Here is a 24,910-nt window from a genome sequence, read left to right on the forward strand (position 1 = left end):
TTTCATCAAAGCCCAATATTGCACATTCGGTTATCAGCAGATATCTTATTGAAAATAATATCAATAATAAGGGATGTTAAAATGGGACTGTTAGACGGTTTACTCGGTAATGCTGCTGAGGTTGATTTACAGGAATTGGCCGAGGAATTAAGGCCTATCATGGGCATTCAAGAAGAATTAAAACTCGCCTACAAAGTGATCCGCGATTTATTTATTTTCACCAATAAACGTCTGATCTTAATTGATAAGCAGGGGCTTACTGGCAAGAAGGTTACTTACCATTCCATACCGTATAAATCCATTACCCATTTTGAAGTGGAAACCACAGGCCATTTTGATATGGATGCCGAGCTCAAAATCTGGATCTCAGGCCAGAGTGAGCCTTTAGTAAAAGAACTTAAACGTGGTACGGATGTCGTCGGTATTCAAAAGACTATCGCCACTTTTGCACTTTAGTTTTTTAGCAGAGTAAATCGGAGATCGTATACATGGAAGTAAAAGTTATGAGGTTAAATCTAGCGTTATTCTTTGTTGGTTTTTTAGGGATAATGTCGGTTATCCCTTTTGTTTCACAAATTTTAGCTATGCAGCAAGGGGAATTACCCATGCCCTTATTTTTGCTGAAAATTATTTCGGTAGCGCAGTCGTCGCTGATGTTACTTTTGATGGTTTTTATGGGTTCTATTTTTGCTAAAAAAGTGGGATTAACCGCTCCTGTGATTTCGGCTATGGTTCATTCAAATAGTATTTACACAGCATTAAGGCCTCAGCTTATTCCTGCTTTAGTGGGTGGAGTTCTCGGAGGGGTCTTTATCCTTGTTTTTCTGGGGATGCTATCGGGTTATCTTCCTGCAGATTTTATTCAAGCAGGAGCAAAATTAGCACCTCCTTGGTATACAAAAGTATTGTACGGCGGCATTACAGAAGAGCTCCTGATCCGCTGGGGATTGATGTCATTTCTTGTATGGTGTAGTTATCGCCTTACCCAAAGAAAGGGGGCTGACATTAAGGTGCATAATTATGTTTTAGCTATTATTCTTTCTGGAATTATATTTGGTGTTGGGCATCTTCCGGTCGCTTTTACTTTAACTTCAGAAGCCACTATACCCTTAGTTCTGTACATTATTTTAGGTAATGCAGGCTTTGGATTTATTGCTGGATACCTATATTGGAAGTACGGTTTAGAGTGTGCAATGGGAGCGCATATGCTCGCACATGTGACCATGATTATTTGTGCACTGCTTGTTCCGCTATAGCACCTAGTTCAACAATATCGCACTCGTGCTGGTGGTGTGCTCTATCGGCTCTCCTGCCATAGTGTAGGTTTCGGAGAGCTTGAGCTTACCTTGCTCGTCGTATTGATTGTGGATACCGACCCAGAATTGTGCTTCTCCTTGGATCTGTAAATTACCTTCTTCGGCAATGTGGCTATTGGGATGATAGCGCTTCATTGAATAAAGCTTACTTTCGTCGTCAAATTTTAAGTGGTAAGACAATATCGGCTCTTTGGCGTCGACATCCGCTGCGGCTTGAGTTTGTGTTTGTTTCGCTGTGGTATCGGCATTGGGGCTGTGATACTTGTTGCGGGACAAATATGCGCTATTGCTGCTATGGCTAGCACTGTGTTCACTGTTATCTGAACGCTGGTTTAGCCCGTCATTTTCCCAATCAGCACGATCATAATCAAAGTCATCAGCCTCGTCTTCGCTTTCATCATAGTCACTGATGTCGCAATTATCATAGCCATAATTACGGGGCTCTGCGTTATCCCATTCTGCTTCGTCATCTTCTTGAGTCGATAGAGGCTGATTAGTATCAAAGTAGTGACGACTTTCTATAAGTTGGCCTTCTTCATCTAGCCAAACTTCACGATACACTTGTCCTTGGGGCGTAAAACGCTGCCAATGGCCGATATCGAGGTAACGGCCATCGATAATTTGGATTGTGCCAGTTTCTAAAATTAAACCTTGAGGTGATAAGGATTTAGAGCTAAATAAATCCCCTTGAGTTCGTGTGAGCAACCAGCGAATGGCGCCATCTTCATAGTATTCGATGCGAGTATCGGCAATACCTTCTTGATAGTATTCCCTTTGATTATTCTCAAGATGATAGCCACAGCGGGTATTTGAGTGACTTTGATAGGATTCGAGAACCCCTTTTTTGTTATAAAAACTGGATTCTCTGAGGTAGCCTTGGCCGTCGCGCACTTCATACTCAGAGATAGTGCGTATCGTGCCATCTTGGTAAAACCAGCGGGCAGTGCCATCACGGTTGCCTTGAGTGTGCGGTAAATACATTTGAACTTGCTGGTTTTCGTAATATTCGATAAAGGGGGCTACCGAGAGGTTATTTTTATATTGGCCTTCAGCCGAGAGCACGCCACTTTTGTAGTAGCTTTTAAACAGGCCTTCCCTGAGTCCTTTCTCTAGGTACATTTCGAGAGACAGTTGGCCATTGTCATGGTACCAGTAGGCCATGCCTTGCTCTTTACCCTGTTCAAATGGGATTTTTGCCTCAAGCTGGCCATTGGCGTACCATTTTTCACGATTTCCCTGTGCGAGACCGTTGTCGAAGTTAAGTTGTAATGCGAGCTGTCCATTAGGGTGCCATTCTTGGCGAATACCATAGATAAGCCCCTGCGGATTAAATTGCTCACGCCATGACAATTGACCATTTTCAAAAAAGGTTTCAAAGCTCTTGCCCGCGTCATTGACGAGTATTTTTTGTTTGAGCTGGCCATTAGGATGAAACCATACCTCTTTAACTAAGTTGCCATGCTCGTGACTCAGTTCGGCCTGAAGGGCGCCACATTCATAGTACATATATTCAATGCCGTGGATTTTATTCGCCAGCATAGGTCGAGTCAGCCAGCGTTTGCCTGACTCATAATAGCGACTCAAGGTATTGACGTAGTTGCCATCACGATCAAGTTCAGCATCCTCTCTGACTTGCCCATTACTGTAATAGCGTTTGACTAATATGCCGCTCGTACTGCGTTCTTCACTCTGGGTTATGTTGCCCTCATGATCATACCAAGCTTGCTGTCCAAGTTGTTGATCATTAATAAAGTTACCTTCAAATAACAAGGTCCCCAGAGCGTCGAACTGGCGGGAAACTCCATGACGTTCACCAAAGTAGTTTGAGTCAACGGCTTCTGTGAGATTGGGCGTTTGGGTGACAATTCTGAGCATACCCGCGCCGTCTTCAGAATCGAGTTGATGATAAGTGCGATGTAGTTGGCCAGTTAAGCTGGCGTAATCTTGAATGTCGCCTTGTACTTTATAGTCTGCATCGAGCGTAAAGTGGCTTATTAACAGAGCATCTCGATTGTTAAGTTCAACCTGCCATAATGTGGTTTCCTGGTGGTTCTTTTGAGCTGTGATACTGCAGACTTTTTCTGTGCCGAGCCAAAAATGTTGCTCTGGAAACGGGAGTTGATTGCCCATTGCGAGGCGGTCAAATTCGGTATGATGAAATTCGCAGCATTCATTAGCATTTTCCCAGCCTAAGAGTTCTATGGCTTGGGGCGCATCGTAGTGATAGAGAGTTAAGTTGTGGTCGGCATTTTCTTCACAAGCGCTCGCGTCTGCCTTTGTCGCATGGATTTTTAAGCTGAAGTGACGCTGGAATAGCGGTACAGCGACTGACGGTGCCTGAGTTAGCGCTTGTTCTTGGCAGGCTGCAGGTGATTCAGTTTGAAGCTGAATGTCTTTTGGATCGCGGCTAGTTTGGTTTGAGGGAAATAACTTGGCTTTGAGTGCGCGAAACAACGACATTGGGGGAAATCTCCATATCCATATGTAAAACAATAAGCTTATCTGAGGGATACTCATGGACCTTGAGTATTTCAGTGCGCATATCATAGCGGTTAATAGATTCGTTTCTCAATGTTTGATTGTTAAAAATACTGTTTAATCAGCAGAGAGAGCGAATAAAAGCAGAGGAATAAACACAAAATGCTTGATAACTTTTTTGCAAAATTACCCACTGATTTATCGGCGGAAGTGTTTGAAAAACTGGCGGGTAATGACACTGTGACCATAGATCGCATCGTCTCTAATGGGCAATATACCCAAGCTACCTGAAGATACGAGTTTCAGAGCGCTTAGGGTGCTTCAATTCAAGGCGCATCAACGACAGAATGTCGGCCACCTTCTGAATTGATGCAACATGGAAGTGGAGTGCCCTAGACGCTCCGTTCCGGCGGCTGATGTTAACCACGGAGTAACGCACTTTATGCCGTGTTGGTTATTTTTAACTTAGTCCACTAGGTCTGCAAATAACTGCAATCGCCATGGATGGCGTGAATGCCATATATGCAGAAGCAATTAATGGCCTTACTTAAAGTGCGTTACCATTCAGTTAACATCAGCCCGCTGAATCCTGCATCTTCAGGTGGTTTGGGTATCTACCCGAAGGTCAATGGTACGATCAAACTCAGCATGAATGGGTGATGTTACTTAAAGGGGAGGTGACGCTTGAATTTGAACAAGGTGACTCCGTTACGCTAACCCCAGGTGATTACTTAACGATTGTGCCCCATCAAAAACACCGCGTCGCTTCGACTTCTAAAAGTTCAGAAACCCTATGGCTCGCGGTATTTTACGATTGATGAGGGCAATCGCGTTAACACCGCCGACTAACGATTCTGCCATAGCCAACTGGGCGTATTGAGCAAGTCTTGGCCTTGGATCTGCGTTTGTCCTAAGGTCTTGTCTAAGGCCAAGGTATTGCAGTGTTCAAATTGGCTTAAGGCATTGATAAGCCGATTGGCGTGGGATACCACCCACAGCTGACACTCCTCTGATACCTTAGCAATTAAGCGTGCCAGCGCGGGCAATAAATCTGGATGCAGACTGGTTTCTGGCTCATTTAACACCATAAGCTCTGGCGGTCTTGGGGTCAGTAGGGCGGCGATTAACAGCAAATAACGCAGGGTGCCGTCCGACAATTCACTGGCATTGAGTGGCCTTAATAAACCATGCTGATGAAATGCGAGCACTAAAATGCCGCCCTCTTGAGGCTCGATTCGAACCTTAGCACCGGGAAACGCATCGCTGACCGCATGATCGAAAGCGGTTTTATCACCAATTTCAAAAATGGTTTGAATTGCCGAGGCTAAATCACGGCCATCGTGGTGCAATACTGGTGTGGCCGTGCCTAATTGTGGGCGCCGTGCAGGGGCCTGCGCATCGGTTCTGAAGTGATCGTAAAAGCGCCATGCGCGAATACTGTCGCGAAGCTTGAGCACTTCTGGGCAGCGCTCTGGATCGGCAAGCTCGGTAAAAATACTGTCGCCAGTTTGCAGGTGAGCGCCTAAGGTTATCCAGCCTTGCCCATCAGCGCTGCGGCTTTTCACCATAGGACCACGGCGCTCGACTAACACAGTGGAGGGGCGATACTTAGGTCCGTTCCAAATGGCTTCGCGCTTGATTTGTGGATCTAAGCCAAATAGCGTTGTGACGTCGGGTTTAGGCAAACCGAGTTCAATAAGATAGCTAAAGTCCTCACCGGCAAAGCCGAGTTTTAAGCGTTTCGGCGCTTGCCTGACGGTGGCTTCAATGGCGGTGTTGCCCGTTAACATGTCTTTGGTGAGGTTTTCTGGCCCCGCCCAAAAGCTGGAGTCGAGCCCGCCTTCTTGGGCTAAAGCATTGACAACGCCACCTTGTGCCGTTTGTGCGAGTAAACGTAGCGCCTTGTATAGATTAGATTTACCACTGCCATTCGCCCCAGTGATCAAATTGAGTTGCCCTAGGGGCAAGACGATTTCACGCAGAGAGCGATAATTGAAAATGGCGAGTGTGGTCAGCATAGAATATCCAAGACTGAAGCGGGCAGATAAGCCAGTAAAATTATCGACAACGTAAATTAAACAGAGCGATAAAACAATGGCGTTTACACTAGTACTTTATTGAGCACGCGTTGCCAGTTACCACCCATAAAACGGTCGCGATCGGTAGCTTTAAAGCGCGCCTTGGCTAAGGCATCATCGATACGGCTCATGCGATCGATATGATTTAGCTCAGGGATCACGACATGCCTTGGCTCTGCATCGAAACCTAGCACGCCTTTCGCCCTTAAGCTGTACCACCATTCTTGATATTCTTTAATGCCTTGGGCGTTGTCATTATTAAGAGCGAGCAAGTTTTCTTGGCCGCGCAGTGGGAAGTCGTTGGCGATTGCCACGCTATCTACACCGCCGACGCGCGATACGTATTCCAACTGGCGAATATAGTCATCGATCGTAGGTACAGCATTATTAGTGAGCCAGAAGCTCATCATAAATACGCCGAATACGCCGCCGCTATCGCCGATAGCGCGGATCACTTCATCTGGGGAACAACGGGCATGGTTTACTATGCCGCGCGCCGCGCCGTGACTCTGCACTATGGGAGATTTCGTGATTTTTGCGACATCTAAAGCGGTTTGAGCGCTGGAGTGACTCACATCGACCAAGATATTGGTGTGATTGAGTTTGGCGATAAGTTCGCGTCCGTGGGCGGTGAGCGGCCGATTGAGTCCGCCGTTGGCATCATTGTCTAACGCACCACCAGCGAAGGTGTTGCCATAGTGGTGGGTGAGCTGCAATACGCGCAGCCCTTGTTGATGAAACTCATCTACCCGCGCCCACTGGTTAGCTTCACTGTCTGCTTCGACACAATCAGCGCCTTGGATTTGAAAAAACACCGCAGTGCGCTGGCTGTCGCGGGCACGTTGAATATCTCGTCCACTCAGGCCTTGCAACAAAATGTCAGGATGTTCGCTTACCCGTTTAGCAGCCTGCTTGATACTTTCCATACAGGCTTTATAGGTGCGTTTGTAGTTTTGAGTGCCATCGGCTTGTTCTATAGTCTCAATCGCCGAAATATCGCAAAGATAGGCATCGAGTTTAGCGGCGGTTACATTACTTAAGTCATCGGGTAGGAAGGATAAACCATCGACATATATCCGCCTCTGTGCGGTGGCAAAGCTAGGTAAACTGGCGAGTGGGCTTAACAGGGTTGCTGCGCCAAGACCTTTAAGGAGTGTACGACGGTAGTGATTGACTGCCTTGATGGGCATGCTCGATTCCTATCAATAACGCAAATGTAACTTCTTTATACCTTTTTAGGGCGTAGAAGTCTTTGATTAAATCCCTTTTTTGGCCTTTTCCCCTAGGCTGGAGTGATGATGATTTATTGTTGCAGAGCTGTGTTCATTATCGTTTGTGCCAGTACTTTTGCCAGAAAATGAAACCCTAAGGTTATGATCATCGAGTGGCTTCAAGCATGGCTTTGGCGAGAGAGTTAAGGCCGTTGGTGCGTGATGGGCTGAGCTGACCTTCTAGTCCCAATTGTTTGAAGTAAGCTGTAGGATCAAATGCTTGGATCTCAGCGCGACTTTTGCCATGGCAGGCGCCAAGTAATAAGCCAATCAATCCCTTGACGATGCGGGCATCGCTGTCGGCTAAATAATAGTGTTTACCAGCCTGTTCGAAGTGATAAATCCACGCATCACTTTCACAGCCTTTTACCTGAGCGGCTTCGACGCGAAGTTCTGGGGTTAAACTCGGTAAGTCTTTGCCTAGCAACATAATTTGGCGATATCTTTCCTGCCAGTTAGGTGCCTGGGTAAAACGCGCTAGCAAGGTCTCGGCATCTTGCACTGAATAGTGAAAATCGGTCTCGCTTGGCATAGGCATAGTCGAATCTGTCATAGGGCTAAATCCTGTCTCACTTATTGAGCGTAACTTATCTTGAGCGCATGAGTCGCGTGGTTCAGTCGTTAAATACTGGATCACAGCAGCAAGTCTTTTACCGAGGCCAACGCGGCAATAAAGCGGTCGATATCGTCTTTATTGGTGTAGATACCGATAGAGGCGCGGCAACAGCCCTTAAGATTCAGACTCTGCATTAATGGCATGGCGCAGTGATGGCCGCAACGCACGGCAATCCCTTGTTGGTCCAGCAAAATGCCCACATCTTGATGATGTTCATCGGCAAGATTAAAGGCGACGACGCCAATATTGTCATCAAAAGCGCCGTATAAATGCACTTCACCGAGCGCGCGCAATTGGCTTTGTAAATAGTTAACTAATTCAGCTTCATAAGCTTGAACCTGCGGTGTGAGCTCGGTTTGTAAAAATGTAATGGCCGCGCCCAAACCTATGACTTCGGCAATTGGCGGCGTGCCCGCTTCTAAGCGATTCGGTAGGCTGCCAAATTCTGTCGCTTCAAAACTCACGCGTTTAATCATCTCGCCACCAGTTAATAGTGGCGCGAGATTATCTAAAGCGTCGAAACGGCCGTAAAGCACGCCAACGCCAGTCGGACCATACATTTTATGCCCCGAAAAAACGTAAAAATCACAATCGATTTCAGCCACATCCAGCGTTAAATGCGCCACTGCTTGCGCACCATCAACTAAGGTTATTGCACCTTGGGCTTTTGCTAACTGAACTAACTGAGCCACGGGATTGACTGTGCCTAGGGCGTTGGAAACATGGCAAAGCGCGACGATTTTTGGCTTTAACTCGAGCAAGGTTTTATAGGCGCTGACATCTAAGCGGCAAGCTTGATCGAGAGGGATTGGCTTAATCACAGCGCCCGTGCGTTTTGCCAGCTCCTGCCAAGGTACGATATTGGCGTGGTGGGCGGCGGCGTCGATTAATATCAGATCACCTGCGCTTACGTGTGCAGTGAGTCCAAAGGCGACTAAGTTGATTGATTCTGTGGTGCCGTGGGTAAAGATGATTTCTTCGCGGCGTTCGGCCTTTAAAAATTGCTGCAGTTGATCGCGCACTTTTTCATAACTTAAGGTCGAGCGCGCCGATAACTGGTGCGCCGCGCGGTGCACATTGGCATTGTCGTTAGCGTAAAACTGCGCCATGGCATCTAACACCATTTGCGGTTTCTGGCTGGTGGCTGCGGTGTCGAGATAACACAAGGGATAGCCATCAAGCAGTTGATTTAACGCTGGGAATTGCGACCTAATTTTAGCATTGCGCTGCTCTGAGTCCGATGAACAAATAACCGCAGTGGCATCAGGCGCGGCACTTGCCGAAGGATGTGAGGCAACAGTATTCGTCGCTGTGTGAGTCACAGTATTTGGCGTAGGCGATGCAGGTTGAGTCATAGATGAGGCTAAAGGCAATGAAAAAGGCCAAGGGATCTTCTGTGATCTGCCATGTTAATGCAAGTTTTAGCGGTTTGTTGAGGCGTTGACATCGGAAGGCGGTATTGAGTGTCTAATTTCACCAAGGTTTGTTCAAACTTATGCCCTCTGGTATTTCGTGCGCCTTAAACGGGTTTTGACTTTCTAACGTATCATCGAGCTTAGCTATGATGCGATTTTTCTAATGTTTCAGTTTTTCTTTTAAATTCAGCTAATACTTTAGGCTCAATTCAACCACCTAAAGTGAAAACTGTGACTATTCTCAATGGGACGTCCTTTGATATCTGTGTTTGTTGGAGACCCGTTTTATGGTGCAGTTTTTAAAAGATTTACGGATTAAACATAAGATGATCGCCCTCGTTGGGGTGATGTTAGTGCTGATCCTGATTTTGTCTGGTTTTAGTTTGTTGAAGATGCAGCGAGTTTCTGAGGAAATCCAAGGCATTGCAAAGGAAAATATTCCACTAGTGAGATTATCAACCGACGTCACCATTAAGCAGCTCGAAAGCTCAGTCATTTTAGAAAAAGCGTTTCGGGCGGCGGACATTGAAGCCGCATCGAGTCAGCCCATTTTAGCGGCTTTTATTGCGGATGTTATTCAGCATAAAGAAGACATTAATAAGGAGTTACTCTCGACTCAGTCTATGCTCAATGCGGCATTAAAAGAGGCTAAAAATCCGCTATTACATGAAAAAACGCAGCAGTTAAATCAAGATATTGGCACGATTATTCAACGTTTTGGTGACTATGAAGCTTTACTTGCCACTGTCATCACTGGAATCCAGCAAAAAGAAGAACCAGCCGCCTTAGCTAAGCGGGTTGAATCCTTAGAGGTCACGCAAAATGAATTTAATACTGAGCTAAGTCAGTTCGTTGAGCGGTTAGAGCAAATGACTCAAACCGCGGTTTCTGTGACTGAGGACGAAGAGCTTAGGGCTATTTATGGCTTAACGATTATTTCTATCGTGTCTTTAGTCATAGGCTTATTGATTGGCATCGCTTGCAGTCAATACATGGTCAAATCTATCAATCGGTTACGTAATTCTGCCGCTAAGATGGAACAGGGTAACTTTAACCAAGAGCTGCGCGTCGATTCTAAGGATGAACTGGGCGAACTCACCGTCAGTATGAATCAAATGGCGTGGACCTTAAGTAAAACCGTCGGCCAAGTGATTGCTCGAAGTGAAGAAATTGCCTCTATGGTGACTGAGCTTAATGCGGTGGCCGAGAACAACCGTGAGGCCATGTTGAGGCAGCAAGATAATACCGACCAAGTCGCCGCCTCTATGACCCAAATGGCGGCAACGATCACTGAAGTGGCGAGCAGTGCCGAAACCGCTTCTTACTCAGCGGGACAAGCCGAGCATAAGGTGAAAGAAAGTTGCGAGGTTGTCGATGCGAGCGAAACAATTTCCAAACAGTTAGTCGCCAGCGCCCAGTATTCGAATCAACTTATTCAACAGGTTCAAGCGAGTACCGGAAAAATCCTCAACTTTGTTTCTGTGGTCGATGCGATAGCGGGGCAGACGAACTTGTTGGCCTTGAATGCATCGATTGAAGCGGCGCGGGCGGGAGATCAAGGACGTGGGTTTGCTGTGGTCGCCGAAGAAGTGCGGGCGCTGGCAACTCGTAGCCAAACCGCCACGCAGGAGATCAGCGATCTTATTCAAACACTCGTGAAAGATGCTAAGTCCTCAGTCGAAACCTTTGCCAATAACGATAAGCAAATCAGTGAGTCGTCACTGCTCGTTAATCAAGCCAAGCAGCACCTATTTGAGATTTTAGATGCCTTAACTGAATTGACTCAGGCCAATTCTCAAGTCGCGACCGCAAGCGAGCAGCAAGCCGTCACCGCCGAGGATATTAGCGAGCGGATTAATGCGATTCGAGATTCAGGGGAATTGGTACTTGGCAGCGCCAATGAAACGGCAAAAGCCAGTGAGTCATTGTCTCAGCAGGCCAATTCATTAAGGGAAACCATGCAGCAGTTTAAGGTACGCGCTGTTTAATTGAAAAATAAAAGCGAAGTCTAGGACTTCGCTTTGGGCTTAACTTATTGTCTTTTACAACTCCTGTTTTTAGAAGTTATAGGTGACACCTAACATAAAGTTGCGTCCCATCAGTGGAGCGTAATCTTTAAGTAACGAGGTGTGTGGCCGCGCGTCTTGGTCGAGTAGATTCGTGCCTTTGACATAGAACAGCATGTCACCCGCAGAAGTATATAAACGGTAGGTGACGGCGGCATTCACTAGCGCATAGCCTGCTGTTTCGGTTTCATTTTCGGCGGTATCCGTTTGTTTAGCATAGCCAATTGTGCCGACTTCAGCGTGCCATTGTTGTTGGTCAAAGTTTAAGGTCGAACCGATACGCATGGGCGAAATAAGTGGCAAGTTACCACCATCGATCAACTTGCCGCGGGTGTAATCGCTGAACATATCCAATGACCAAGTATCGTTGAACGGGATACTGGCTTGGGCCTCGAGGGAATAAAGCTCTGCATCGCCTTGGGTGTATTGGTAAACCGGTAAATCACCTTCAGCATCGCCGTTGACTATATCAGAGGCGATTAAGCCCGTATTTTTCTCGTAATAGAAATTATTGACTCGGTTGTAGGCCATGCTCAATGAGCCTGTCCACGCACCCTCTAATTTGCGCAGGGTTAAGTCGATATTGTTGGCGACCTCTTTATCGTTATTGCCACTGTTAGTGATGATTTGACCATTTTCAACGCTGAACTGCGAACCAAGCTCAAAGCTTTGGGTGGCATCGTGGGGACCATAGCTGTAAAGCTCTTCGGCGGTGGCCGAGCGTTGGGCGCGGGTGAGCGACAGTCCTAAGTTATAGGCGGGATCGAAGTCCCACACCATGCCCGCCGATACAGTTAAATCATTATCGACTAAGTCTTCGGCTTGGTAGTTTTGTTCGCCATTTAGTGTGTCTAACGTCATGCTGTCTGGTGCTAAGCGGTAATGCTCTAAGCGGCCGCCAAGTTCGAAGCGAAAATCTCCGACCTTACGTTCTTGCACGATAAAGGCGGCTAAGGTATCGGTTTTGCTGTCTGGCGTTAGCGCTTCTTCACCTTCAACGGCAAAGTCACGGTGCACAGCATGCAGCCCCATAGTGCCTTGCCACTCACCCCAAGGACGATTGTTAAGGCTTAAGCGCGCTTCACTTTGCTTGTTAAAGAAAGTCGTGCCGGCAACCCCATCTTCTTCCTCAGCATGCTGATAATCGGTATAGCCCGCATCAAAACGCAGTTTACTGAAGCCAGCAAATGGATCTAACAAACCACTGTGCAGCTGCCATGCGGTTTTCTTTAAATCTATGGTGATATCGGGCGCATCGGCTTCGCCGCGGCCGGGAATACCGTAATTCGATTCAGTGCGCGCGCCGGATACGCTGACAAATCCCGTGTCACCGGTATAACCAACACCCGCGGCATAGTCGTCGAGTTTTTGGTTACTGTTCGCCAGTTTTCCATGGGTTTCGGGCAGATTGGCAATGGCATTTCCCGGAATATCGACATCGTCGGTAATGCGATGTGTGCCATCTACATGCCAATTGAACTGACCATTGCCGCCATCGATATCACCGTTAAAGGTGCGGCCATTACTGGCTGTGTCGTAGCGAGTGCCAAATTGCCCCGACAGCTCATCGACTGGGCTCTCGTGGTAGCGTTTATCCACCACATTGACCACACCGCCAATGGCGCCGTTCCCGTAAAGCAATGTGCCTGGGCCGCGCAGGATCTCAATTTGCTGCGCCGAGGCGGCTTCTGCTGTTACCGCGTGATCGGCCGATACCGTCGATGCATCACCAACAGACAGGCCATTTTCAAGCACTTGTACTCGAGGACCGCCCATGCCGCGAATGATGGGGCGACTCGCCCCCGCGCCAAAGTGGGAGGCTTGAACGCCGGGCAGTTTTTCTAAGGTGTCACCCAGCGTCGGTTCGATATTGAGCTTGAGTTGATCTTCGGTCAGTACACTAATTGGCGTAGTGCTTTCGAGCGCAGAGCGGGCGAGCGGCGATGCGGTCACGACAATGTTCTCCATCGCCGTTTTGGTCAGTGAAATATCCTGCGTTACCGCGCCAGTGGTTATCTGCAAATCCCTGTCAACATGCTTAAAATCGGCATTGCTAATGTGGAGATGGATATGACTATTGTCGGCCACAGTTAATTGATACTGGCCCTGAGGATTTGTGGTTGTGCTCGTCCCACCGTCGATACTGACAAGGGCGCCAGCGATAGGTGCGCCTTGCAGATCGGTCACTTGACCTTGTAATTGAGCGGCCATAACCGGTGAACACACGCCAGCCACTGCTAGCGCTATTGAAGATAGTGCAAGTTTCATTGTGCCTTTCCTTTAGATAAGCAAAAAATAGATTTTTTAAATGATTGAATTTGCTTAAGACAGTAAGGGCGGTGCACGCACGTTGAAGTGGCGTAACCAAGGTAAACTCGGTTGTTGATAAGGTTTCTGCGGGATGCTTTCAGCTTGCTGCAATCCCATCGGCGGCATAAGCACAGACGATGGACCTGCATTTTGCTCATGACCAAAATCGCACAGGAAACAGTGGGCATGCTCATGTTCCAAACTGTGTTCAACAGAATGCGACAGCGCAACCGATTGGATGACAATCAGCCACACGCCGAGCAGTAGCCAAAGCCACTTTCTGTGAGTTGGGGAACTTGAGTGAGTCATTATTCTTCTATGGGTCAGAGTTATCTTAGCGTCGCACCAGTCGTCGAGCGCGAGATACAGTTGATCCTAATTTGTGACCCGACCCTACTTGAATTGTCAGTCTTGGGTCTAGTTAACCTTTGTTAATAAAGAATGTTTAATCGGTTTCGATGATGGGATAATTTAATCTATTAAATTGTTTTTATTATTGATTTTAATCATTTCAATTTATGTGGATTGACGAAGATGAAGGTTTTAAGACCTTAGTTACATCCTCAATCGATTCAGCGGATAAGCGTATTAGGCGCGAAGTTTCCCCCTCGCTTAAATTCACTTCCTTGCGCTTTGCTGACTGTTCTTGCTATCTGACGATATTTTCGTCGCAAAAATGCAATGGCTTGTGCAGTGGCGGATAAAAAGACTAACAAACTGTTGTAATATGTAGCGCTAAATAACGACTAGAAATGTGGATTAAATGGGCATGCGTATTCTTTGTTTTTTTGTGTTAACGCTCAGCATGCTTTCCGGTACCGCTGCCGCGTCGGATATTGCCAGCAGTGTCAACGGAGGTTCAAATCGCCTAGCCGATGGCGGTGATTTTGAACTGGGTATGAGTGTTTACGGGATCAATCAAATTGATGTTCGGCAAACCGATTCTGGCGCTGCGCAATTGTCGCTGTTGGTCAGTGGCATGTATCAATACAAAGGCATGTTTGTTGAGATGATCCACCAATCTCAGGATGGGGTTAATCTTGGGGTTAATCTTTGGAGTTCAGAGGATTGGTCCTTTGATCTGTTACTGGCGAACTTACAAGGTTCATGGTCTCGCCCAGATGTGGATCCCAGCACACTCGATGAAGCTGGCCGCAATGCTTATCTGCTATCGGAAGATTCGCTCTATATTGGCGCAGGTTTTCGTGCGACGCGTTATTGGGGCGATAACTACGTTTTCCAGTACAGATTAGTGTCTGATTATTATGATGATCAAGGTATTCAGAGTTCTGCCAGATTGGGTAAGTCTTGGCAGGTACGTAATTGGAACTTTCACGTTTTGGGAAGCGTAGGCTATTCATCAGCCACCTTGAATCGCTATCTTTTTGGTGTCAGTAAAGAAGAAGCGACCGAACGCTTTCCCGAATATCACCCGAGCAGTTCTTTTAGCTATGGCATGGAGCTCGGTGTTGCCTATCCGCTGAGCGAGAGTTTTGTATTTAGGGCCATGTATCGCTTCAATGTGTTATCCCAAGAAGTGACCGACAGCCCTTTCAATCAAGCCGGATATGCATCGTTTTTTAATGCCTCTATCAGCTATGTGTTTTAGGAGCGTGGGCATGAAGCGATTTTATTTATGGCTAGTGTTACTGAACGCGCCTTTTTTTGCTTGGGGTCAGGACGATTCGGTGATTTTTACTGCGACCCCAGAGCGCTGCATTGCGCTCCATAAAGGGCAAACTTGCTATCAAGATGTGTTGTTTCGATGGCAAACACCGACGAGCGGCGAGTACTGCCTCATACTGACTGACCGCCAGCACCAGCTAATCTGCTGGAGCGGCAAAGCCATGCAAGAATACCAATATAGTTTTGAAGGCGATAAAACGGCGACTTTTAGTTTGATCCGTAATGATGACGTGCAACCACTGGCGCAGGTCAAAGTGGTGGTGACTTGGGTTTATAAGGCCCCTAAACAGAGTCAGTCAGGTTGGAGGTTATTCTAATATGTCAGTTGAAAAGCACATCTTGGTGGTCGAAGACGATATCTCGCTGGCAGAGTGGATCAGTGACTATTTACTGGATCACGGTTACGAAGTCACGGTTGCCAGCCAAGGCGATTTTGCCTTAGAGATGATAGCCGAAGAGATACCTGACTTAGTGTTACTCGACGTGATGTTACCCGTTAAGAATGGTTTCGATGTCTGTAAGGAAGCGAGGGCATTTTATGCTGGGCCCATTCTATTTATGACGGCTTGTGTTGAGGATGGGGATGAGATCCGCGGATTAGATGTCGGGGCAGATGATTACCTGACAAAGCCGATCCGGCCACAGGTGTTGTTAGCGCGGATAAAGGCCCTGTTACGCCGCGTGGGTGATGAGGAGCAAAAACAACAGTTAGTGTTTGATTCTCTGGTACTCAATGCGACGGCAAAATCGGTCACTATCGATAAACAGCCGTTGGATTTGAATGCTAATGAGTTCGATGTGTTGTGGCTGCTAGCATTGAAGGCGGGCACGATAGTGAGTCGTAATGAACTGGTGGCTCAGCTGCGGGGCATTGAATACGACGGCCTAGATCGCTCGGTTGATATTCGCATATCGCGTTTACGCAAAAAATTGCAGGAAGCGTTGAGTCAGCCCTATAAAGTGAAAACCATCCGTGGCAAGGGATACCTTTTTTGCCGCGACGAAGGTGAGCAAGCTTTATGAAGAAGTTGATGACTTCTCTGGTGCTGGTAGTGCTGGTGGCCATTGCCAGCTTAGGCTGGTCGATAAGCGAGTTTGCCAGTCTGCTAGATCCTGATAATGACACGCAAACCCCAGCCACTCATCTTGCGGCATTAAAACTGCTGGGCGGCACACTGGCGCAAACGCTCGATAACGATAGCGTTAACAATCACAGTTTTATCGCAAACTGGAACCAGCTAAATTCAGAGCAATTGTCTTTAGCGAGTGAAGCCGATTTCGTTTTACCCTCAGATCTAAAAACCGCGTTTTATGCTGGGGAATCACTCCTGCTGGAGTCCGATGACGGCATCTCCTTGCATTATTTACTGCCAAAAACGGGGCAGGTATTGAACATTAACACCGATATCGTCACGCCCACCGATGTCAGCTTTGACTTGAATAAGCTGTATACCATGCTTTTTTATGGCGGCGTGGTGCTGATTTTGTTGGTGTGGGTGTCGCCCTTGATCCGTCAACTGGTTAATCTCAGTAAGGCGACTCAAGCGTTTGGTATGGGGGAGTTGCAGCAGCGAATTCCTGTTAGAAAAACGTCGTACATAGGTACTATTGAAAGCGAATTCAACCGTATGGCGGATCGTATTCAGCAATTGATCGATGACAATAAACTGCTCAGTCGAGCTGTTTCTCACGATTTAAAAACCCCGATCGCACGGCTAAGATTTGGCATTGAGGCGCTGGAAGAAACCCAAAGCGAACAGCTCAGAGTGAAGTATTTCCAGCGCTTGAACCGCGATCTAGACACGATGGAAGACTTGGTCATGACACTGCTCAGCTATGCCCGCCTCGATGAGGCGAATATCCAACCTGATTGGCAACCTATTGAGCTTAATACTTGGTTGCTGGAAAAGTATCAAGGCCAAGTGTACCCCGATTTTTCAGTTGAACTGGTTCCCTATCCCACAGCGCTCAATATCAAGACAGACCCTAAGTACTTATCAATGCAGGTGAATAATTTGCTTAATAATGCGCTGCGTTTTGGTAAGGCAAAGATTCGGCTGACGTTGGCAGTCGAGGAGGGCGCGACCTGGTTACACGTTGACGATGACGGTCCAGGCATAGACGAACTGGAGTCTGCGCAGGTGATTAAGCCTTTTGTACGAGGTCAGCACAGTCGTGGAAATTCCGGTCATGGCATGGGATTGGCGATTGTCGACAGAATTGGCTGTTGGATGAATTCCCCATTACGTATTGGACGCTCTCCTGAGCTCGGTGGCGCTCGCATGTCACTAAAATTCAAGGCTGAAATTAAACGCTGAGTTTAACGCTGAAGTTTCGGACTGGAGATTTAGACCGGAATTTAAGGCTGAATTTTAAAGCGGAGTTTATAGCAAGAGTTTAAGACTGGATTTTAACGCTGGGGGCAGAGTTGTTTTCATCGGCTGCGTAACGCTGAATAACCATCAGGCAAAGCGAGCAATGTCATGATGTAGCGATAAAACAGCACCAGCCTAGGAGCTAGGCTGGTGCTCGTTTGATTCGCAATTAACCTTTCACATCGACATTGTTAAGTATGTAATCCGTGTCGTAGATACGTGAGTTCGTATTTTCTGGTTTGCTGTGTAAACCTGTGACTTCGACCATGACAGAAGTTTCTTGATTCATCGTCGAACTCCCCCACAAAATGTCGTTACTGCTGTTCTTTCCTACCCCCAATTGGCCCACTGCATCACGATCGGTTTGTTCGCGAGTGAAAGTGAAGTAGCTATAACCAGCCTGTTTGCATAACTCAGCCGATTTACGCATGACGTACTTTCGGGCCAATGCGCGGTCAGTGTTGGTATTGCCAACAAAGCTTATCTGCCAGCTATCGGGTGCAATCTGTGCGGTTTCAAAGCCTTTACCGAAAGACCAAAATTGCTTTTCGGTATCGTATGAAGTGGCGCAAGCTGAAAGCATCAGAGCTAATCCAGCACATAAAAACGTTTTTTTGATCGGTGTCATGGTCTTGTCTCGTCAGGTTAGTTAGAAGCTATAGCTCACGCCAAGGGTAGTAACCCACTGGTTGCTACTGTCGATTAGCGGAGAGTCAGCCATGTTGGCAGCTATGTGCGAGTAACCAGTGGCTTGAGTAATGTCTAAATGCTTAGTGACTGGAATAACCAAAGCGTAACCTAGCTTATATGCGAAGGTGCCGTCGGCTTGATAAGCAGGGCGCTGCGCCGTGGCTTCAGATGACGTCACACCTGTGTAGTAGTTTGCGAAGTCTTTACTGAAATAGTGCACACCCGCATAAGGCACCAGATCCCCAAAGCCCAGATTTATTGGATGGTAGTAGGTTATATCAGCTTGAAAACCATCATAAACATTTGTTACATCGTGTTGGAATTTGGTTGATAACGTGCCTGTGCCTAAATGAATGTCGGCGTTTAAACCCAGATCGCCACTGAATTTGCGATCCTTCATGCCCGTTAAAATATCGGCGTCATTGGCATCAAAGCCGGGATTGGCAACCACAAAAATGCTGAAGTTAACGGCACTGTCGTTGGTGCCTAAAAAGCGGTAGTTGATACCGGACAGATCGGCGTTGAAGTCCTCACCGTGGTAGCCGCCATTGAGATAGATACCTGTTTGGTGATCTTGACCCTTATAAAACTGACTGCCAGTAGCAACACCTGCGCCAGCAAAGAACTGATCTTGATGACTATAGATATTACCGTTACGAATGTAGGTATTGCTTTCAGCAAGCGCGTGGCTCGACATCAAAACACTTGTGATAACAAAGCAAAGTTTTTTCATTTTTTGATCCTTAAGACATCTGTCTAGTGACTGTGGCGCCACTATATTTCAGTTCTTAACAGGACTCTGTATCCGAATGTAACCTAGACCATGTATTGCAGCCTTCTCGCATAGCCTGGCGCTGGTGAGCTCGTGGAGCTGAAGACGATGACCTTTTGCTAAGCCGGAGGGATAAGATAAAGAAGACTAGGTAATAGGTAGCTTTTGATTGAATGGAGGAGAGAGCGCATTGATGAGGTGATATAAAGGTAAAAAGTTATGCCTCTAAAGCTATTTGAAATCAATAGCATCAGGGGGATTTGACCCGATGCTATTGGTCAGTCATTCAAACAACTCGCCGACTAAGCCTAGGGGCTAAGGACAAGGTAATCTAAATTGATCGGACAGTTGGTTTAATCGCACTAATAGCTCTGGTGATAAGGTGACTTTTAAACTGTCGATGTTTTCTTTCAGTTGATATAAGTCGGTGGCGCCTATGATATTGGAGCCGACAAACTGACGTGAGTTAACAAAAGCTAACGCCATTTGTGCGGGCGTGAGTTTGAACTCGCGGGCCAAATCGACATAGGCTTTTGTCGCCTCCAGAGCCATTTGCGAACCTGTATAGCGGGCGAAACGCTTAAACAAGGTCAGGCGCGCGCCTTCAGGCCATTGGTCGTTGCAATATTTTCCCGTCAAGGCGCCAAAGGCCAGTGGCGAATAGGCCAGTAATGGCAAGTTTTCGCGGTGACTGATTTCGCTCATGCCGACTTCGAAACTGCGATTAAGCAAGTTATAGGGATTTTGCACACTCACAATACGCGGCAAGCCATGTTTTTCGGCCAGTTGCAGGTACTTCATCAAGCCCCAAGGCGTTTCGTTCGACACCCCGATATAGCGCACTTTACCTTGGCGGATCACTTCGGCGAGGGCTTCTAGGGTTTCAAGTATCGGTGTTTGATGTTCATGCTCTTGTTGATCGTAAAGCAGTTCACCAAAGAAATTGGTATTACGGTCAGGCCAATGGATTTGATAAAGGTCGATAGTGTCTATTTGGAGGCGTGCTAAAGATGCATCGACCGCTTGGTGGATGTTGTTCCAGTCCAGCGCCATATTTTTGCGAATGTAATCACTTTTACCCCCCGGTGCGGCAATTTTAGTGGCGATCACTAGGTCATCACGGTTGCCGTGTGCCTTGATATATTGCCCCAGAATACGCTCGGTTTCCCCTTGTGTTTCCGGCTTAGGTGGTACGGGATACATTTCCGCCGTATCGATAAAGTTGATGCCATTGCCTATGGCGTAGTCCAGCTGTGCAAACGCTTCGGCTTGGGTATTTTGTTCGCCCCAAGTCATAGTGCCCAAACAAATTTTACTGACCTCAAGATTAGAATGCGGTATGCGTCTGTATTCCATCTATTTCTCCTACGGAAACTCTCTTAGTTTGAGGCTACCAAGCTTTTGCTGTAAAGCAAAGGTTAAACCATAGGTTGAAATGTTAGTGCGCTAAAAATAGCCAGCAAGTTTAGCCATCCTGCCCCATTTTGAGGCATGCCATTGGTTGAAGTTTGTTCGCTGAGTTGCTCTTTTAACGGTTTTAGCGCTTTACTGCACTGAAATGGAGATTTTTGCTTATTTTTGTAAACCTTAGGTACTACTAAATCAGTAATGACGTATTTATGAATAAATTGTTATAAAACTACATTTGCAGATTACAGTAAGTAAGGATGTGAATCTGTGTCACAAAATTGCGTAAATTTACGTATCTAACTTACGAATTTGCAGCGGAATGTGACGCCAATATCGGAATCCGCGTTAACAAATCTCTACCCTAAATTTATCTAAAAATTTTTCATGGTTGATATTTGTGATGGCAGATTTTTCAAACCAAATTGTAACGATCAAAAAAGGCCTCGACTTGCCGATTATTGGTGAGCCGCGACAGGTCATTGAACTCGGTGCTAAGCCATCCCAAGTGGCTGTTCTGGGAGAAGAGTTCGTTGGGCTTAAGCCGACGATGTTGGTCGAAGAGGGTGATTTTGTTCAAAAGGGCCAAGCCCTATTTGAAGACAAAAAAACGCCTGGTGTGTTGTTCACTGCACCTGCTAGTGGCCAAGTCGTAGCAATTAACCGCGGCGAGCGTCGAATTCTACAATCAGTCGTCATTCGTTGTGATGACGGTGAAAACCGCGATGGGCAGATTTCCTTCGATATCCATCAAGACATCGCCGCTTTAGCAAGGTCAACCGTTCAGGCGCAATTAGTGAAAAGCGGTCTATGGACTGCACTGCGTACTAGGCCTTTCTCGCGCGTGCCTGCGCTCGATAGCACGCCAGCAGGTATTTTCGTTACCGCTATCGATACTAATCCACTGGCCGCTGATCCCCGTTTGATTATCGCCGAGCAAACCGAGGCTTTTAAAGCTGGCTTGCTGGTGTTGAGCCGTTTAACCGAAGGCAAGGTTTACCTGTGCCAGGATAAGGGCGAAGCGATTGTTAAAGAAGCATTACCACAACTTGAGGTGCGCCGCTTTGATGGTGTTCATCCTGCGGGTTTAGTGGGCACTCATATTCACTTTACCTTGCCAGTGAGTTTAGAGCGTCAGGTATGGCATATCGGTTATCAAGATGTGATTGCCTACGGCAAGTTATTCCAAACCGGTGAGTTGTATACCGACCGCATCGTCGCCTTAGGTGGCCCGAGCGTGCTGAACCCGCGTTTACTGCGCACTCAATTGGGCGCTGAGCTAAGTGCCTTAGTGAGTGATGAAATCAAACCTGGCCATAACCGCGTGGTATCGGGATCTGTGTTATCTGGCCATACCGCGGCGGGCGTACATGACTTTTTAGGCCGATTCCACAACCAAGTGTCAGTGTTGAGCGAAGATTCGCAGCACCATGTTCTCCCTTGGGTGCGCGGAGGTTCTGACAAATTCTCCATCACTCGTGCTGTAACATCACGTCTGTTTGGTGCGACTAAATTGTTCGAGTTTACGACTCATCAGGGCGGTTCAGCTCGCGCCATGATGGCTTTTGGTCAGTTAGATCGCGTGATGCCACTGGATATTTTACCCACCTTGCTTGTTCGAGACTTAGTGGTGCGTGATACCGACGAGGCGCAGGCCTTAGGTGCATTGGAGTTAGATGAAGAAGATCTGGCGCTGTGTACCTTCGTATGTCCCGGCAAATATGACTTTGGTAAAGAATTACGTGCCTGTCTAGATGTTATTGAGAGGGAAGGTTAATGACCAAACAAGTGAAAAAACCTGATTTACAGGACGCCTCTGATTTACAACAAGAGTACTACGCAACGGGTAAGTCGATGAAGGGCTTTTTGCGCTCACTCGTCATTGCCAATGGTCGTAGCACTAAGGGCCAAGTGCATGTGCGTGACGCGATTGACGTGAAACGTACCATGACGCTAGTCGGTTTGTGTTTACTGCCCGCCATTTTATTCGGTCTATATAACATTGGCCTACAGGCACAGCTTGCGCTCGCGGGCGGATTATCGACGCCAGATATTTGGAAGTTAGAAATCTTTAATACCCTGTTTGGCAGCCTTAGCCAAGACACTGGGATATTAGGTTTATTCCTCTATGGTCTTAGTTTTTATCTGCCGATTTACCTGACAGCACTGCTCACCAGTTTGTTTTGGGAAGTGGTGTTTGCGCGGGTTCGTGGTCAAGAGTTGCACGAAGGCTTCTTCGTGACGGCCCTGCTGTTTACCTTAATCTTGCCAGTATCAACACCGTTGTGGCTGGTGGCCATGGGGATTTCCTTTGGTGTGGTCGTGGCTAAAGAGCTGTTTGGCGGCATGGGATATAACTTCCTTAACCCTGCGCTGGCAGGCTTGGCTTTTATCTACTTCGCCTATCCATCTGAAGTTTCAACCATTAAACAGCTCGTTGCCGTTGATGGTTTCTCTGGTGCAACAGCGCTGGCACAAACTGCAGCGGGCAAGTTGAGTTTTGCCGATTACTCTTGGTTTAGCGCCTTTAGCGATCCTAACTGGTGGAACAACTTTTTTGGCTTTACCGTGGGCGCGATTGGCGAAACCAGCACCTTAGCGATTTTGATCGGCGGTTCATTATTGCTGATCAGCCGCTTAGCGGATTGGCGCATTGTGCTCGGTGTGTTGCTGGGCATGATAGCGACAGCAACGCTGTGTAATTACATCGGTTCTAGCAGCAATCAAATGATGGCAATGCCGTGGACTTGGCATCTTGTCACTGGCGGTTTTGCGCTAGCAATGATGTTTATGGCCACCGATCCTGTGACCACTTCGTACACTCGTCAAGGCAAGTTTGCCTACGGTGCCTTGATTGGTTTTATGACAGTGCTTATCCGTGTCGCTAACCCCAAAATGCCTGAGGGCGTGATGTTAGCCATTCTGTTCGCCAACCTTTGGGCGCCGCTGTTCGATTATCTGGTGGCCCGCGCCAACATCAAACGGAGATTAAAACGTCATGGTATTTAAGAAAGATACTGTGGTGGGGACCATGATCTTCACCATCACGCTCTGCCTCCTGTGCTCTTTTATGATCACAGGCACAGCAGGCATATTGAAAGAACGTAAAGTCGCCAAAAAACGTGACGAAGTGCAGCGCTATGTGTTGATGGCCGCCGATGTGAACTTAGGTCAGGGCAATGAGTTTAGAGAGATTTTTGCTAAATCTGTTAAGCCGTTATTGATCAACCTAGACACAGGTAAGGTGGACTCAGACGCTAACGTCCTCGATTTCGATGAGCGTATGGCGGCAATTAATCCTGAGACTTCAAGTGCACCGAAAAAAGATATCGCCAAGATTAAAACCCGTGCGAACGATGCCCGCGTGTTTAAAGTGCTCGATGCCAACGGCAAGTTAGACAGCGTGGTTGTGCCTTTCTATGGCAAAGGTCTGTGGTCGATGATCTACGGTTATGTGGCGGTTGAACCCGATTTCAACACCATTAAAGGGCTAGTCGTGTACGAACATGGTGAAACCCCTGGTATCGGCGACTTTGTGACCGATCCCCATTGGTTATCGCTGTGGAAGGGTAAGCAATTATTTGATGAAAAAGGCAAATTTGCGATACGTCTTGTAAAGGGTGGCGTTAAAGAAGGCGATCTTCACGGTGTGGATGCGGTGAGTGGCGCGACCATGACGGGCCGCGGCGTGCAGCGCGCAATGGAGTTTTGGTTTGGCGTTGAAGGTTTTCAAACCTTCTTCAACCAGCTGAAAGCGTCGGCAGCGCAGGGTGAATTGCAAGGTGAGTTGGGAGAGGCAAAATGAGCAACACTTTATCCATGCGTGACATGTTAACGGGGCCAGTGTTTGCCAATAACCCCGTCGCAATGCAAGTGCTGGGCGTATGTTCGGCACTGGCGGTCAGTAACTCAATGCAAACCGCTGTGGTGATGACGCTGGCAGTGACCTTTGTGTTGGTATTTTCCAACCTGATTATCTCTGCCATCCGTAACTTTATCCCAACCAGTGTGCGCATTATCGCCCAGATGACGGTTATCGCCTCTTTGGTGATTATCGTCGATATGGTACTGCAGGATGTGGCCTACGAGTTATCTAAACAACTTTCTGTATTCGTTGGGTTAATTATCACTAACTGTATCATCATGGGCCGTGCAGAGGCCTTCGCCATGAAGTATCCACCGCATTTAGCGGTCGTCGATGCGCTGGGTAATGCGACAGGTTATGGCTTGATTTTGATCAGTGTTGCCTTTGTACGCGAGCTGTTAGGAACGGGCAATTTATTCGGTCATAGCGTGTTTACCACCATTGAAAATGGCGGCTGGTACTTGCCAAACGAAATGTTCAAGTTACCACCGAGCGCCTTCTTCCTGATTGGCGTGCTGATCTGGACTATCAATGTGATCCAGCGGAAACGGGGTTAAGGAGCAGA

The 24,910-nt window shown here is 47.3% G+C and carries 24 protein-coding genes; 14 read left to right on the forward strand and 10 right to left on the reverse strand.

What is annotated here, in order from left to right; genetic code table 11:
- Positions 1-81: 81 nt before the first annotated feature.
- Positions 82-456 (forward strand): PH domain-containing protein, encoded by a 375-nt coding sequence (locus Q4Q49_RS04040; RefSeq protein WP_105250128.1) that lies wholly within the window; start codon positions 82-84, stop codon positions 454-456.
- A gap of 32 nt (positions 457-488) precedes the next feature.
- Positions 489-1,256: a CPBP family intramembrane glutamic endopeptidase gene (locus Q4Q49_RS04045; protein ID WP_311998696.1), complete on the forward strand. Its 768-nt coding sequence runs from the start codon at positions 489-491 to the stop codon at positions 1,254-1,256.
- A 3-nt stretch (positions 1,257-1,259) separates the two neighbouring features.
- Here Q4Q49_RS04045 and Q4Q49_RS04050 read toward each other — a convergent pair whose 3' ends face one another.
- Positions 1,260-3,776 carry a toxin-antitoxin system YwqK family antitoxin gene (locus tag Q4Q49_RS04050; RefSeq protein ID WP_311998697.1) on the reverse strand — a complete coding sequence of 839 codons (2,517 nt, stop codon included), beginning with the start codon at positions 3,774-3,776 and terminating at the stop codon, positions 1,260-1,262.
- 180 nt (positions 3,777-3,956) lie between these two features.
- On the opposite strand from Q4Q49_RS04050, the gene Q4Q49_RS04055 reads away from it, so the two are divergent.
- The 3 genes from Q4Q49_RS04055 (at position 3,957) to Q4Q49_RS04065 (ending at position 4,612) form a co-directional block, all read left to right on the forward strand.
- A complete protein-coding gene (locus tag Q4Q49_RS04055) occupies positions 3,957-4,085 on the forward strand; it encodes a cupin (protein ID WP_371824877.1) in 129 nt (42 codons plus the stop codon).
- Between the two features lie 222 nt (positions 4,086-4,307).
- On the forward strand, positions 4,308-4,454 hold the full coding sequence (locus Q4Q49_RS04060; protein WP_311998698.1) for a hypothetical protein: 147 nt from the start codon (positions 4,308-4,310) through the stop codon (positions 4,452-4,454).
- Positions 4,388-4,612, forward strand: coding sequence for a cupin domain-containing protein (locus tag Q4Q49_RS04065; protein WP_311998730.1), 225 nt, complete (start codon positions 4,388-4,390; stop codon positions 4,610-4,612). Before Q4Q49_RS04060 ends, Q4Q49_RS04065 begins: the two co-directional genes overlap by 67 nt.
- 27 nt (positions 4,613-4,639) lie before the next feature.
- Here the strand turns inward: Q4Q49_RS04065 and Q4Q49_RS04070 are convergent, their stop codons facing one another.
- The 4 genes from Q4Q49_RS04070 to Q4Q49_RS04085 all read right to left on the reverse strand — a co-directional run bounded on the left by Q4Q49_RS04070 (position 4,640) and on the right by Q4Q49_RS04085 (position 9,114).
- Positions 4,640-5,812: an AAA family ATPase gene (locus Q4Q49_RS04070; RefSeq protein WP_311998699.1), complete on the reverse strand. Its 1,173-nt coding sequence runs from the start codon at positions 5,810-5,812 to the stop codon at positions 4,640-4,642.
- Between the two features lie 83 nt (positions 5,813-5,895).
- The gene (locus Q4Q49_RS04075; protein ID WP_311998700.1) at positions 5,896-7,062 is read right to left on the reverse strand and encodes a membrane dipeptidase; all 1,167 of its coding nucleotides are present in this window, start codon (positions 7,060-7,062) and stop codon (positions 5,896-5,898) included.
- A 187-nt stretch (positions 7,063-7,249) separates the two neighbouring features.
- Positions 7,250-7,696, reverse strand: a complete 447-nt coding sequence (locus Q4Q49_RS04080; RefSeq protein ID WP_311998701.1) for a SufE family protein — start codon at positions 7,694-7,696, stop codon at positions 7,250-7,252.
- Between the two features lie 80 nt (positions 7,697-7,776).
- Positions 7,777-9,114 (reverse strand): cysteine desulfurase, encoded by a 1,338-nt coding sequence (locus Q4Q49_RS04085; protein WP_311998702.1) that lies wholly within the window; start codon positions 9,112-9,114, stop codon positions 7,777-7,779.
- 347 nt (positions 9,115-9,461) lie between these two features.
- Here Q4Q49_RS04085 and Q4Q49_RS04090 point away from each other — a divergent pair, with 347 nt between their 5' ends.
- On the forward strand, positions 9,462-11,162 hold the full coding sequence (locus Q4Q49_RS04090; protein ID WP_311998703.1) for a methyl-accepting chemotaxis protein: 1,701 nt from the start codon (positions 9,462-9,464) through the stop codon (positions 11,160-11,162).
- 69 nt (positions 11,163-11,231) lie between these two features.
- Here Q4Q49_RS04090 and Q4Q49_RS04095 read toward each other — a convergent pair whose 3' ends face one another.
- Together Q4Q49_RS04095 and Q4Q49_RS04100 are read right to left on the reverse strand one after the other, a co-directional pair.
- The gene (locus tag Q4Q49_RS04095; RefSeq protein ID WP_311998704.1) at positions 11,232-13,508 is read right to left on the reverse strand and encodes a TonB-dependent receptor; all 2,277 of its coding nucleotides are present in this window, start codon (positions 13,506-13,508) and stop codon (positions 11,232-11,234) included.
- Between the two features lie 54 nt (positions 13,509-13,562).
- Positions 13,563-13,859: a hypothetical protein gene (locus Q4Q49_RS04100; RefSeq protein WP_311905235.1), complete on the reverse strand. Its 297-nt coding sequence runs from the start codon at positions 13,857-13,859 to the stop codon at positions 13,563-13,565.
- 460 nt (positions 13,860-14,319) lie between these two features.
- Here Q4Q49_RS04100 and Q4Q49_RS04105 point away from each other — a divergent pair, with 460 nt between their 5' ends.
- Genes Q4Q49_RS04105 through Q4Q49_RS04120 form a run of 4 tightly spaced genes read left to right on the forward strand, consistent with a single transcriptional unit; the run spans position 14,320 to position 17,554 of the window.
- Positions 14,320-15,159, forward strand: a complete 840-nt coding sequence (locus Q4Q49_RS04105; RefSeq protein ID WP_311998705.1) for a MipA/OmpV family protein — start codon at positions 14,320-14,322, stop codon at positions 15,157-15,159.
- Between the two features lie 10 nt (positions 15,160-15,169).
- Complete coding sequence (locus tag Q4Q49_RS04110) at positions 15,170-15,553, forward strand: DUF3019 domain-containing protein (RefSeq protein WP_006080305.1); 384 nt, start codon at positions 15,170-15,172, stop codon at positions 15,551-15,553.
- Position 15,554: 1 nt separating this feature from the next.
- Complete coding sequence (locus Q4Q49_RS04115) at positions 15,555-16,259, forward strand: response regulator transcription factor (protein ID WP_006080306.1); 705 nt, start codon at positions 15,555-15,557, stop codon at positions 16,257-16,259.
- Positions 16,256-17,554 carry an ATP-binding protein gene (locus Q4Q49_RS04120; RefSeq protein WP_311998706.1) on the forward strand — a complete coding sequence of 433 codons (1,299 nt, stop codon included), beginning with the start codon at positions 16,256-16,258 and terminating at the stop codon, positions 17,552-17,554. Before Q4Q49_RS04115 ends, Q4Q49_RS04120 begins: the two co-directional genes overlap by 4 nt.
- A gap of 226 nt (positions 17,555-17,780) precedes the next feature.
- Here Q4Q49_RS04120 and Q4Q49_RS04125 read toward each other — a convergent pair whose 3' ends face one another.
- From Q4Q49_RS04125 to Q4Q49_RS04135, 3 genes are all read right to left on the reverse strand, one after another.
- On the reverse strand, positions 17,781-18,239 hold the full coding sequence (locus Q4Q49_RS04125; protein ID WP_259559117.1) for a CC0125/CC1285 family lipoprotein: 459 nt from the start codon (positions 18,237-18,239) through the stop codon (positions 17,781-17,783).
- A 21-nt stretch (positions 18,240-18,260) separates the two neighbouring features.
- Complete coding sequence (gene ompV / locus Q4Q49_RS04130) at positions 18,261-19,034, reverse strand: outer membrane protein OmpV (RefSeq protein WP_012090121.1); 774 nt, start codon at positions 19,032-19,034, stop codon at positions 18,261-18,263.
- Positions 19,035-19,388: 354 nt separating this feature from the next.
- The gene (locus Q4Q49_RS04135; protein WP_311998707.1) at positions 19,389-20,429 is read right to left on the reverse strand and encodes an NADP(H)-dependent aldo-keto reductase; all 1,041 of its coding nucleotides are present in this window, start codon (positions 20,427-20,429) and stop codon (positions 19,389-19,391) included.
- A 454-nt stretch (positions 20,430-20,883) separates the two neighbouring features.
- On the opposite strand from Q4Q49_RS04135, the gene Q4Q49_RS04140 reads away from it, so the two are divergent.
- The 4 genes from Q4Q49_RS04140 to Q4Q49_RS04155 are packed head-to-tail and all read left to right on the forward strand — an operon-like array spanning position 20,884 to position 24,902.
- A complete protein-coding gene (locus tag Q4Q49_RS04140) occupies positions 20,884-22,257 on the forward strand; it encodes a Na(+)-translocating NADH-quinone reductase subunit A (protein ID WP_311905231.1) in 1,374 nt (457 codons plus the stop codon).
- Positions 22,257-23,489, forward strand: a complete 1,233-nt coding sequence (locus Q4Q49_RS04145; RefSeq protein WP_028759366.1) for an NADH:ubiquinone reductase (Na(+)-transporting) subunit B — start codon at positions 22,257-22,259, stop codon at positions 23,487-23,489. Before Q4Q49_RS04140 ends, Q4Q49_RS04145 begins: the two co-directional genes overlap by 1 nt.
- A complete protein-coding gene (locus Q4Q49_RS04150; RefSeq protein ID WP_131523704.1) occupies positions 23,479-24,285 on the forward strand; it encodes a Na(+)-translocating NADH-quinone reductase subunit C in 807 nt (268 codons plus the stop codon). The genes Q4Q49_RS04145 and Q4Q49_RS04150 overlap by 11 nt, the downstream gene beginning before the upstream one ends.
- Positions 24,282-24,902 (forward strand): NADH:ubiquinone reductase (Na(+)-transporting) subunit D, encoded by a 621-nt coding sequence (locus Q4Q49_RS04155; protein WP_006080314.1) that lies wholly within the window; start codon positions 24,282-24,284, stop codon positions 24,900-24,902. The genes Q4Q49_RS04150 and Q4Q49_RS04155 overlap by 4 nt, the downstream gene beginning before the upstream one ends.
- Positions 24,903-24,910: the final 8 nt, after the last annotated feature.

Origin of the sequence: Shewanella sp. SP1S1-7 (genome assembly GCF_031932105.1) — a bacterium.
GTDB lineage: Bacteria > Pseudomonadota > Gammaproteobacteria > Enterobacterales > Shewanellaceae > Shewanella > Shewanella baltica.

Coding starts and splice junctions, on each gene's coding strand:
- Q4Q49_RS04040 (WP_105250128.1), top strand. CDS start 82: ATGGGACTGTTAGACGGTTTACTCGGTAATGCTGCTGAGGTTGATTTA.
- Q4Q49_RS04045 (WP_311998696.1), top strand. CDS start 489: ATGGAAGTAAAAGTTATGAGGTTAAATCTAGCGTTATTCTTTGTTGGT.
- Q4Q49_RS04050 (WP_311998697.1), bottom strand. CDS start 3,776: ATGTCGTTGTTTCGCGCACTCAAAGCCAAGTTATTTCCCTCAAACCAA.
- Q4Q49_RS04055 (WP_371824877.1), top strand. CDS start 3,957: ATGCTTGATAACTTTTTTGCAAAATTACCCACTGATTTATCGGCGGAA.
- Q4Q49_RS04060 (WP_311998698.1), top strand. CDS start 4,308: ATGCCATATATGCAGAAGCAATTAATGGCCTTACTTAAAGTGCGTTAC.
- Q4Q49_RS04070 (WP_311998699.1), bottom strand. CDS start 5,812: ATGCTGACCACACTCGCCATTTTCAATTATCGCTCTCTGCGTGAAATC.
- Q4Q49_RS04075 (WP_311998700.1), bottom strand. CDS start 7,062: ATGCCCATCAAGGCAGTCAATCACTACCGTCGTACACTCCTTAAAGGT.
- Q4Q49_RS04080 (WP_311998701.1), bottom strand. CDS start 7,696: ATGACAGATTCGACTATGCCTATGCCAAGCGAGACCGATTTTCACTAT.
- Q4Q49_RS04085 (WP_311998702.1), bottom strand. CDS start 9,114: ATGACTCAACCTGCATCGCCTACGCCAAATACTGTGACTCACACAGCG.
- Q4Q49_RS04090 (WP_311998703.1), top strand. CDS start 9,462: ATGGTGCAGTTTTTAAAAGATTTACGGATTAAACATAAGATGATCGCC.
- Q4Q49_RS04095 (WP_311998704.1), bottom strand. CDS start 13,508: ATGAAACTTGCACTATCTTCAATAGCGCTAGCAGTGGCTGGCGTGTGT.
- Q4Q49_RS04100 (WP_311905235.1), bottom strand. CDS start 13,859: ATGACTCACTCAAGTTCCCCAACTCACAGAAAGTGGCTTTGGCTACTG.
- Q4Q49_RS04105 (WP_311998705.1), top strand. CDS start 14,320: ATGCGTATTCTTTGTTTTTTTGTGTTAACGCTCAGCATGCTTTCCGGT.
- Q4Q49_RS04110 (WP_006080305.1), top strand. CDS start 15,170: ATGAAGCGATTTTATTTATGGCTAGTGTTACTGAACGCGCCTTTTTTT.
- Q4Q49_RS04115 (WP_006080306.1), top strand. CDS start 15,555: ATGTCAGTTGAAAAGCACATCTTGGTGGTCGAAGACGATATCTCGCTG.
- Q4Q49_RS04120 (WP_311998706.1), top strand. CDS start 16,256: ATGAAGAAGTTGATGACTTCTCTGGTGCTGGTAGTGCTGGTGGCCATT.
- Q4Q49_RS04125 (WP_259559117.1), bottom strand. CDS start 18,239: ATGACACCGATCAAAAAAACGTTTTTATGTGCTGGATTAGCTCTGATG.
- ompV (WP_012090121.1), bottom strand. CDS start 19,034: ATGAAAAAACTTTGCTTTGTTATCACAAGTGTTTTGATGTCGAGCCAC.
- Q4Q49_RS04135 (WP_311998707.1), bottom strand. CDS start 20,429: ATGGAATACAGACGCATACCGCATTCTAATCTTGAGGTCAGTAAAATT.
- Q4Q49_RS04140 (WP_311905231.1), top strand. CDS start 20,884: ATGGCAGATTTTTCAAACCAAATTGTAACGATCAAAAAAGGCCTCGAC.
- Q4Q49_RS04145 (WP_028759366.1), top strand. CDS start 22,257: ATGACCAAACAAGTGAAAAAACCTGATTTACAGGACGCCTCTGATTTA.
- Q4Q49_RS04150 (WP_131523704.1), top strand. CDS start 23,479: ATGGTATTTAAGAAAGATACTGTGGTGGGGACCATGATCTTCACCATC.
- Q4Q49_RS04155 (WP_006080314.1), top strand. CDS start 24,282: ATGAGCAACACTTTATCCATGCGTGACATGTTAACGGGGCCAGTGTTT.